At 57.5% G+C, this 8,134-nt stretch carries 7 protein-coding genes; 4 read left to right on the top strand and 3 right to left on the bottom strand.

Annotated features, from left to right (window positions below; all coding sequences use genetic code 11):
• Nucleotides 1-159 precede the first annotated feature (159 nt).
• Nucleotides 160-1,473: a glutamate/aspartate:proton symporter GltP gene (gltP, locus tag ACOTXF_RS12280; protein WP_008503398.1), complete on the bottom strand. Its 1,314-nt coding sequence runs from the start codon at nucleotides 1,471-1,473 to the stop codon at nucleotides 160-162.
• A 423-nt stretch (nucleotides 1,474-1,896) separates the two neighbouring features.
• Here gltP and acs point away from each other — a divergent pair, with 423 nt between their 5' ends.
• From acs to actP, 3 genes are all read left to right on the top strand, one after another.
• On the top strand, nucleotides 1,897-3,855 hold the full coding sequence (gene acs / locus ACOTXF_RS12275) for an acetate--CoA ligase (RefSeq protein WP_047745036.1): 1,959 nt from the start codon (nucleotides 1,897-1,899) through the stop codon (nucleotides 3,853-3,855).
• A 128-nt stretch (nucleotides 3,856-3,983) separates the two neighbouring features.
• Nucleotides 3,984-4,298 carry a DUF485 domain-containing protein gene (locus ACOTXF_RS12270; RefSeq protein ID WP_008503396.1) on the top strand — a complete coding sequence of 105 codons (315 nt, stop codon included), beginning with the start codon at nucleotides 3,984-3,986 and terminating at the stop codon, nucleotides 4,296-4,298.
• The gene (gene actP, locus ACOTXF_RS12265) at nucleotides 4,295-5,944 is read left to right on the top strand and encodes a cation/acetate symporter ActP (RefSeq protein WP_045909181.1); all 1,650 of its coding nucleotides are present in this window, start codon (nucleotides 4,295-4,297) and stop codon (nucleotides 5,942-5,944) included. Before ACOTXF_RS12270 ends, actP begins: the two co-directional genes overlap by 4 nt.
• Nucleotides 5,945-5,976: 32 nt before the next feature.
• Here actP and ACOTXF_RS12260 read toward each other — a convergent pair whose 3' ends face one another.
• Nucleotides 5,977-6,666: an LrgB family protein gene (locus tag ACOTXF_RS12260; RefSeq protein ID WP_045909180.1), complete on the bottom strand. Its 690-nt coding sequence runs from the start codon at nucleotides 6,664-6,666 to the stop codon at nucleotides 5,977-5,979.
• Nucleotides 6,659-7,069, bottom strand: coding sequence for a CidA/LrgA family protein (locus ACOTXF_RS12255; protein WP_021242769.1), 411 nt, complete (start codon nucleotides 7,067-7,069; stop codon nucleotides 6,659-6,661). Before ACOTXF_RS12255 ends, ACOTXF_RS12260 begins: the two co-directional genes overlap by 8 nt.
• A 102-nt stretch (nucleotides 7,070-7,171) precedes the next feature.
• On the opposite strand from ACOTXF_RS12255, the gene ACOTXF_RS12250 reads away from it, so the two are divergent.
• Nucleotides 7,172-8,059 (top strand): LysR family transcriptional regulator, encoded by an 888-nt coding sequence (locus ACOTXF_RS12250; protein ID WP_024906729.1) that lies wholly within the window; start codon nucleotides 7,172-7,174, stop codon nucleotides 8,057-8,059.
• Nucleotides 8,060-8,134: the final 75 nt, after the last annotated feature.

Below are 8,134 nucleotides of genomic sequence, written 5' to 3'. Positions count from 1 at the left end.
CTACGACCGAAAAACCCAGAGTGTGGTGCGGATAGACTAAAAGTGTTACCCATGTTCCCGGTCTGATCTGTCACCTATGTATCCGGTCATACACTGCGCTTACCGGGCCTACGGCTTGTGTAGGCCGGGTAAGGCGAAGCCGCCACCCGGCTTTTTACATCACTGGTCAGCCGTCTTATCAAAACGACCCAGCACCTCGCGTTCATACGCCAGCGCCTTTTTACGGTCGAATTTGTGTTCCCACTTGGCGATAACCAGCACCGCCAGCGCATTCCCCACCACGTTCAGCGCCGTACGCGCCATGTCGAGGATACGGTCCACACCCGCGATAAAGGCCAGGCCTTCCAGCGGAATGCCTACGCTGCCCAGCGTCGCCAGCAGTACCACGAACGAAACGCCCGGTACGCCTGCGATACCTTTAGACGTCACCATCAGGGTCAGCACCAGGACGATCTCCTGCCACAGCGACAGGTCAATGCCGTACAGCTGCGCAATAAAGATAGCGGCGATACTCTGGTAGAGCGTGGAACCATCCAGGTTAAAGGAGTAACCGGTCGGCACCACGAAGCTGGTGATCGACGCTGGCGCACCGTAGGCTTCCATCTTCTCAATAATACGCGGCAGCACGCTTTCAGAGCTTGCCGTGGAGTAGGCCAGAATCAGCTCATCTTTCAGGATACGAATCAGGATCCAGATGCTCAGCCCACACAGACGCGCCACAATTCCCAGCACCACCAGCGCAAAGAACAGGATGGCAAAGTGCACCAGGAGCACCAGCTTCGCCAGCGGCCAGAGGGAGGCAAAACCGAAGTTCGCCACGGTGACGGCGATAAGCGCAAACACCCCTACCGGCGCGTAACGCATCACCATGTGGGTCACTTTAAACATGGTTTCGGAGATCGAGCGGAACACGGTCACCAGCGGTTCGCGGTGCGTCGCGGGCAGTGAAGAGAGCCCCAGACCAAACAGGACCGAGAAGAAGATAATAGGCAGCATCTCGCCCTTCGCCATCGACGCCACGATGTTGGTCGGCACCAGAGAAAGGATCGTGCCCATCAGGCCGTGTGCATGGCTTTGCACGTCAGCGGTCGTACTTTGGTATTTCGAAATATCCACCGTCGCCAGCTGCGACATATCAATCCCGGAACCCGGCTGGAAAACGTTCGCCAGGGTGATACCGAGAATGATCGCAACCGTAGTGATCACTTCGAAATAGATAATGGTTTTCGCACCAATACGGCCTAACTGCTTCGCATCGCCGACGCCTGCAATACCCACCACCAGCGTCGAGATCACAATCGGTACTACGATCATCTTGATCAGGTGAATAAAGATATCCCCTGCCGGTGAAAGCAGGTTCGCAATCAGCCAGTCGCGGCTGTCGCTGTGATAGTGGAGGTAACTGCCCAGCAGGATGCCCAGCACAAGGGCGATTAAGATCTGCCAGGCCAGGCTGACTTTAACGTTTTTCATAGAAACTGACTTCCTCAATGAAGCGCCTTATTCACTCAAACTGCATGAATAGGGGGACATACTGAAAGGGTATGAATTGTGTTGCGTCGATTTATGGGATTTTTTAACGCGGCGTATGAGTATCATTTGCGCGGCCTGTTGCGCAAGCCTTAAAGAACGACGCATTTCACTCGTAAAAGCGTCTGTGACGGGAGTTTCTCCTGATTCTAATAAATAACCTTTTGTTATAAAAAACCTTTTTTAAACATAAATGTGAATAATCGTCAGCATAAATTATTTTCCTTCAAAGTTTCATTCGCTCATTTTTCAACCTGTTCAAACAATGCGTGATCTGTCGCCCAAATAATAAACAAAGCTTGTAAAGCCCCTACTATTAACGTTTTTGCGACATATTATTAACATCTTACAAGGAGAAAAAAAGCCATGAGCCAAATACACAAACATGACATTCCCGCAAACATTGCGGACCGTTGCCTGATCAACCCGGAGCAGTACCACGAGAAATATCAGCAATCTATCACCGCCCCGGACACCTTCTGGGGTGAGCAGGGCCATATCCTTGACTGGATCAAACCTTATCAGAAGGTAAAGAACACCTCCTTTGCGCCCGGTAACGTCTCCATTAAATGGTATGAAGATGGCACGCTGAACCTGGCGGCAAACTGTCTGGACCGTCACCTTGCCGCGCGCGGGAACGAAACGGCGATTATCTGGGAAGGCGATGATGCCTCGCAGAGCAAACACATTACCTATAAAGAACTGCACCGCGACGTGTGCCGCTTTGCCAACGTCCTGCTGGATAAAGGCATTAAAAAAGGCGACGTGGTCGCTATCTATATGCCGATGGTGCCGGAAGCGGCGGTGGCCATGCTGGCCTGTGCGCGTATCGGCGCGATTCATTCCGTTATTTTCGGTGGGTTCTCGCCAGAGGCGGTTGCGGGTCGTATTGTCGATTCAAGCTCAAAACTGGTGATCACCGCCGATGAAGGCGTGCGCGCAGGACGCAGTATCCCCCTGAAGAAAAACGTCGACGAAGCGCTGAAAAACCCGAACGTCAACACGGTCAGCAACGTCATCGTCCTCAAGCGTACCGGCGGCAAAATCGACTGGCACGAGGGGCGCGACCTGTGGTGGAGCGACCTGATTGAAAAGGCGAGCGACCAGCATCAGCCGGAAGAGATGAACGCGGAAGATCCGCTCTTCATTCTTTACACCTCTGGCTCAACCGGCAAACCGAAAGGCGTGCTGCACACCACCGGCGGTTATCTGGTCTACGCGGCCACTACCTTCAAATACGTCTTCGACTACCACCCGGGCGACATCTACTGGTGTACCGCCGACGTGGGCTGGGTCACCGGACACAGCTACCTGCTGTACGGCCCGCTGGCCTGTGGCGCCACCACGCTGATGTTTGAAGGCGTCCCGAACTGGCCGACCCCGGCGCGTATGTGCCAGGTGGTCGACAAACACCAGGTCAACATTCTCTACACCGCACCAACGGCCATCCGCGCCTTAATGGCGGAAGGCGACAAAGCCATCGAAGGCACCGACCGCTCTTCATTGCGCATCCTCGGTTCCGTGGGTGAGCCCATTAACCCGGAAGCCTGGGAGTGGTACTGGAAGAAAATCGGCAACGAGAAATGCCCGGTCATGGACACCTGGTGGCAGACCGAAACCGGCGGCTTTATGATCACCCCGATGCCGGGCGCCACGCAGCTGAAAGCGGGCTCGGCAACGCGTCCGTTCTTCGGCGTACAGCCTGCGCTGGTGGATAACGAAGGCAACCCACTGGAAGGGGCCACCGAAGGCAACCTGGTGATCACGGACTCGTGGCCGGGTCAGGCGCGTACCCTGTTCGGCGATCACGATCGCTTCGAGCAGACCTACTTCTCGACCTTTAAAAACATGTACTTCAGCGGCGACGGCGCGCGTCGTGATGAAGATGGCTATTACTGGATCACCGGACGCGTGGACGACGTGCTGAACGTCTCCGGCCACCGTCTGGGCACCGCGGAGATTGAATCGGCGCTGGTGTCGCATCCGAAGATTGCCGAAGCCGCCGTTGTCGGCATTCCGCACAACATCAAGGGCCAGGCAATTTACGCTTACGTCACCCTGAACCACGGGGAAGAGCCGTCGCCAGAGCTGTACACCGAAGTGCGCAACTGGGTGCGTAAAGAGATTGGCCCGCTGGCCACGCCGGACGTGCTGCACTGGACCGACTCGCTGCCGAAAACCCGCTCCGGCAAAATCATGCGCCGTATCTTGCGCAAAATCGCGGCAGGGGACACCAGCAACCTCGGTGATACCTCAACGCTCGCGGATCCTGGCGTGGTGGAAAAACTGCTCGAAGAGAAGCAGGCCATCGCAATGCCATCGTAATCTTTTCTCCCTCTCCCCGTGGGAGAGGGCCGGGGTGAGGGCATCAGACCGCACCTTCCTCCCCTCACCCTCTCCCCATAGGGGAGAGGGGATAAAAACAAACCAACCTTACCTTTGGAGACTCTGTGATGAATGACCATATTTGTCAGCAGATAGAGAATAGTGCGCACTACAGGGAGCTCGTCGATAAGCGGCAACGGTTTGCCTTCACCCTTTCCATCATCATGCTGATTATCTATGTCGGCTTTATTCTGCTGATCGCCTTTGCGCCGCACTGGCTGGGCACCCCGTTACACGAGGGGACCAGCGTGACGCGCGGTATTCCCATTGGCATTGGCGTGATTGTGATTTCATTTGTGCTCACCGGCGTCTACGTCTGGCGCGCGAACGGTGAATTCGATCGTCTTAATAAAGCGGTACTGCAAGAGGTAAAAGCATCATGAAGCGAGTCCTGACGGCGCTAGCCGCCACACTTCCCTTTGCCGCCCACGCGGCGGATGCCATTACCGGCGAGGTACAGCGCCAGCCAACCAACTGGCAGGCGATTATCATGTTCCTGATTTTCGTGGTGCTGACGCTGTACATTACATACTGGGCGTCAAAACGCGTGCGCTCCCGTAACGACTACTACACCGCAGGCGGCAACATTACCGGCTTCCAGAACGGCCTGGCGATTGCGGGTGACTTTATGTCCGCCGCCTCGTTCCTCGGGATCTCCGCGCTGGTCTACACCTCCGGCTATGACGGCCTGATTTACTCCCTCGGCTTCCTCGTCGGCTGGCCGATCATTCTGTTCCTGATTGCCGAGCGCCTGCGCAACCTGGGCCGCTATACCTTCGCCGACGTGGCCTCGTATCGCCTGAAGCAGGGGCCAATTCGCACCCTCTCCGCCTGCGGTTCGCTGGTGGTGGTGGCGCTGTATCTGATCGCGCAGATGGTGGGCGCGGGTAAATTGATCGAGCTGCTGTTCGGCCTGAACTACCACATCGCGGTGGTGCTGGTGGGCGTGCTGATGGTGATGTACGTCCTGTTCGGCGGCATGCTGGCGACCACCTGGGTGCAAATCATCAAAGCCGTCCTGCTGCTGTTCGGCGCCAGCTTTATGGCCTTTATGGTGATGAAGCACGTTGGGTTCAGCTTCAATAACCTGTTTACCGAAGCCATGGCGGTCCACCCGAAAGGGGAAGCCATTATGAGCCCGGGCGGGCTGGTGAAAGACCCGATTTCTGCCCTGTCGCTCGGTCTGGGCCTGATGTTTGGTACCGCAGGTCTACCGCACATTCTGATGCGCTTCTTCACCGTGAGCGATGCGCGTGAAGCGCGCAAGAGCGTCTTCTACGCTACCGGCTTCATGGGCTACTTCTATATCCTGACCTTTATCATCGGCTTTGGCGCAATCATGCTGGTGGGGGCAAACCCGGCGTTTAAAGATGCCGCGGGCGCGCTGATTGGCGGCAATAACATGGCGGCGGTACATCTGGCCGACGCGGTGGGCGGCAACCTGTTCCTCGGCTTTATCTCTGCCGTCGCCTTCGCCACCATTCTTGCGGTGGTTGCGGGTTTAACGCTGGCTGGGGCGTCGGCGGTTTCGCATGACCTCTACGCCAACGTCTTCCGCAAAGGCGCGAGCGAGCGCGATGAGCTGAAGGTCTCCAAAATCACCGTGCTGGTGCTGGGCGTTGTGGCGATCCTGCTGGGCATTCTGTTCGAGAAGCAAAACATCGCCTTTATGGTGGGGCTGGCCTTCTCCATCGCGGCAAGCTGTAACTTCCCGATTATCCTGCTCTCCATGTACTGGTCGAAACTGACCACCCGTGGCGCGATGATTGGCGGCTGGCTGGGGCTGCTGACGGCGGTGATCCTGATGATTCTGGGCCCGACGATCTGGGTGCAGATCCTCGGTCACGCCAGCGCCATCTTCCCGTATGAATACCCGGCGCTGTTCTCCATTGCCGTGGCGTTTATCGGTATCTGGGTCTTCTCGGCCACCGACAATTCGCCGGAGGGTAACCTGGAGCGCGAGAAATTCCGCGCCCAGTTTATTCGTTCACAAACCGGTCTTGGCGTTGAGCAGGGCCGCGCGCACTAAACCTTTCTCCCCGGCCATTCTGGTCGGGGAGCTTAAAACATCACCCACGCCACCAGCGGCGCAACCAGCACCATCACCACGCCCGACAGCATCATCACCAGGCTCGCGACAACGCCCTCCTGCTGGCCCAGCTCATAGGAACGTGCCGTGCCCGCGCCGTGCGACGCCGCGCCAAATCCCGCGCCTTTGGCCATTCCTTCCCGAATAGAAAGCCGCAGAAAGAGCATATCGCCCACTGCCATCCCGAAGACGCCCGTCACCACCACAAACAGCGCCACCAGATCCGGCTGTCCGCCGAGGGGTTTAGCCGCCGCCAGCGCAAACGGCGTGGTCACCGAGCGCACGGCCAGGCTGCGTTGAATTTCATCGGGCAGCGTAAACAGTCTCGCCAGCCAGACGGAGCTACAGACCGCGACCACCGTGGCGGTGATCACGCCTGCGCTGAGCGACATCCAATGGCGCCTGATAATCGCCAGGTTGTCATAAACGGGCACGGCAAAGGCGATGGTCGCCGGGCCGAGCAGCCACAGCAGCCAGTGGGACTCACCAATGTAGTTCTGCCAGGAAATGTGGCCGAAGACCAGCATCAGCACCAGCAGGATCGGCGTGAAGACCAGCGGCATCAGCGGCAGCGCATGAAACCGGCGATACAGCCGCTTGTTGGCGAAGTAGATCCCGAGCGTCGCGATCAGGCACAAGACGCTGATCTGAAAGTTAGTCATGTTTGTGCCTGCTGATTTCAAACCGGTAGACTTTATCCACGACCCAGGCGGTCGCCCCCAGCACCATCAACGTACTCAGCGCGATCACCGCAAAGATTCGCCAGCCGTCCACCATCAGCAGTTGCGCATAGTTCACCACCGCCACCACGGCAGGGACAAAGAACAGCAGCATCTCCGCCAGCAGCCAGCGCGCCCCGGCGCGCACCCAGTTAAGGGGGATCACGCGACAGAGGATGAGCGTCAGCATCAACAGCATCCCCACCAGGTTGGCAGGCAACGGCAGGTGGAGCCAGCCGACAAGATATTCGGCGAAAACAAACAGTCCCGCGTAGAGCAGTACCTGAACCGGGACCTGGAGTCGTTGTACAACGGCAGGCGTAACACGGCTTAACGCCACGGCCATGGGGGTTTTCCTCAAAAATGAGACGAGGCGCCAGTATAGTGAGCGCACGGTGTGGACTGAAATGAATTAAAATCATCAAAGGTATAGTTTCGAGGAATAATCATGGACATAAGAACGCTGCGCTATTTTGTCGAAGTGGTTCGTCAGCAAAGTTTTACCCGCGCAGCGGAGAAGTTGTTTGTTACCCAGCCCACCATCAGCAAAATGCTGAAAAACCTCGAAGATGAACTGAACTGTACCCTGCTGATCCGCGACGGGCGCAAGCTGCTGCTGACCGACACCGGACGCGTGGTGTTCGAACGCGGGCTGGCGATTCTGGCGGAGTTCCGCCAGCTGGAAGCAGAGCTGGACGATATTAATCATCTGACCAAAGGGGTGCTTCGCCTCGGCATTCCCCCGATGGTCGGCATGATGATGGCCGGGCCGATTAGCCTGTTTCGCCAGCGTTATCCCGGCGTAGAGCTGAAGATTTCGGAGTTTGGTGGGTTAACCGTCCAGCAGGCGGTCACTAACGGCGAGCTCGATGTGGCAATGACCGCCCTCCCCGTTGAGGAAGAGAGCGGCCTGGCGACGCTTCCGCTCTTTAGCCACCCGCTGTGCGTGCTGGTGCCCCGCTCCGGCGACTGGCTAAAGAGGGAGTCGGTGAAGCCTGAACTGCTCGGCGAGCACCCTCTGCTGATCTACAACGAAGACTTCGCCCTCAGCCGCCAGCTGATGACGCTGTTTAACCAGCATAACGTCAAGCCGCGCATTGCGGTACGCAGCGGACAGTGGGATTTCCTGGCAGCGATGGTGCAGGCCGGCGTGGGGATTGCCATTCTGCCGCAGCCGATTTGCGAGCGTCTGGATAAAAACACGCTGCGCTGGATCCCACTGGAGAGCGATCTGCACTGGCAGTTAGGGATGATCTGGCGTGAAGGGGTCTATTTGTCGCAGAGCGCGCAGGCGTGGCTGCAGTGTTGTGAGGGGTTTTGGGTGCGGTCTGAATAGTGCCGGGTGGCGGCTTCGCCTTACCCGGCCTACGGTTCAAATGTAGGCCCGGTAAGCGCAGCGCCACCGGGCAAA

The organism is Enterobacter cloacae complex sp. IR53041 (genome assembly GCF_049238285.1).
Classification (GTDB): domain Bacteria; phylum Pseudomonadota; class Gammaproteobacteria; order Enterobacterales; family Enterobacteriaceae; genus Enterobacter; species Enterobacter roggenkampii.
Note: the sequence above shows the minus strand (reverse complement) of the source record. Positions and strands in the feature narration are given on the sequence as shown.

Coding starts and splice junctions, on each gene's coding strand:
- gltP (WP_008503398.1), bottom strand. CDS start 1,473: ATGAAAAACGTTAAAGTCAGCCTGGCCTGGCAGATCTTAATCGCCCTT.
- acs (WP_047745036.1), top strand. CDS start 1,897: ATGAGCCAAATACACAAACATGACATTCCCGCAAACATTGCGGACCGT.
- ACOTXF_RS12270 (WP_008503396.1), top strand. CDS start 3,984: ATGAATGACCATATTTGTCAGCAGATAGAGAATAGTGCGCACTACAGG.
- actP (WP_045909181.1), top strand. CDS start 4,295: ATGAAGCGAGTCCTGACGGCGCTAGCCGCCACACTTCCCTTTGCCGCC.
- ACOTXF_RS12260 (WP_045909180.1), bottom strand. CDS start 6,666: ATGACTAACTTTCAGATCAGCGTCTTGTGCCTGATCGCGACGCTCGGG.
- ACOTXF_RS12255 (WP_021242769.1), bottom strand. CDS start 7,069: ATGGCCGTGGCGTTAAGCCGTGTTACGCCTGCCGTTGTACAACGACTC.
- ACOTXF_RS12250 (WP_024906729.1), top strand. CDS start 7,172: ATGGACATAAGAACGCTGCGCTATTTTGTCGAAGTGGTTCGTCAGCAA.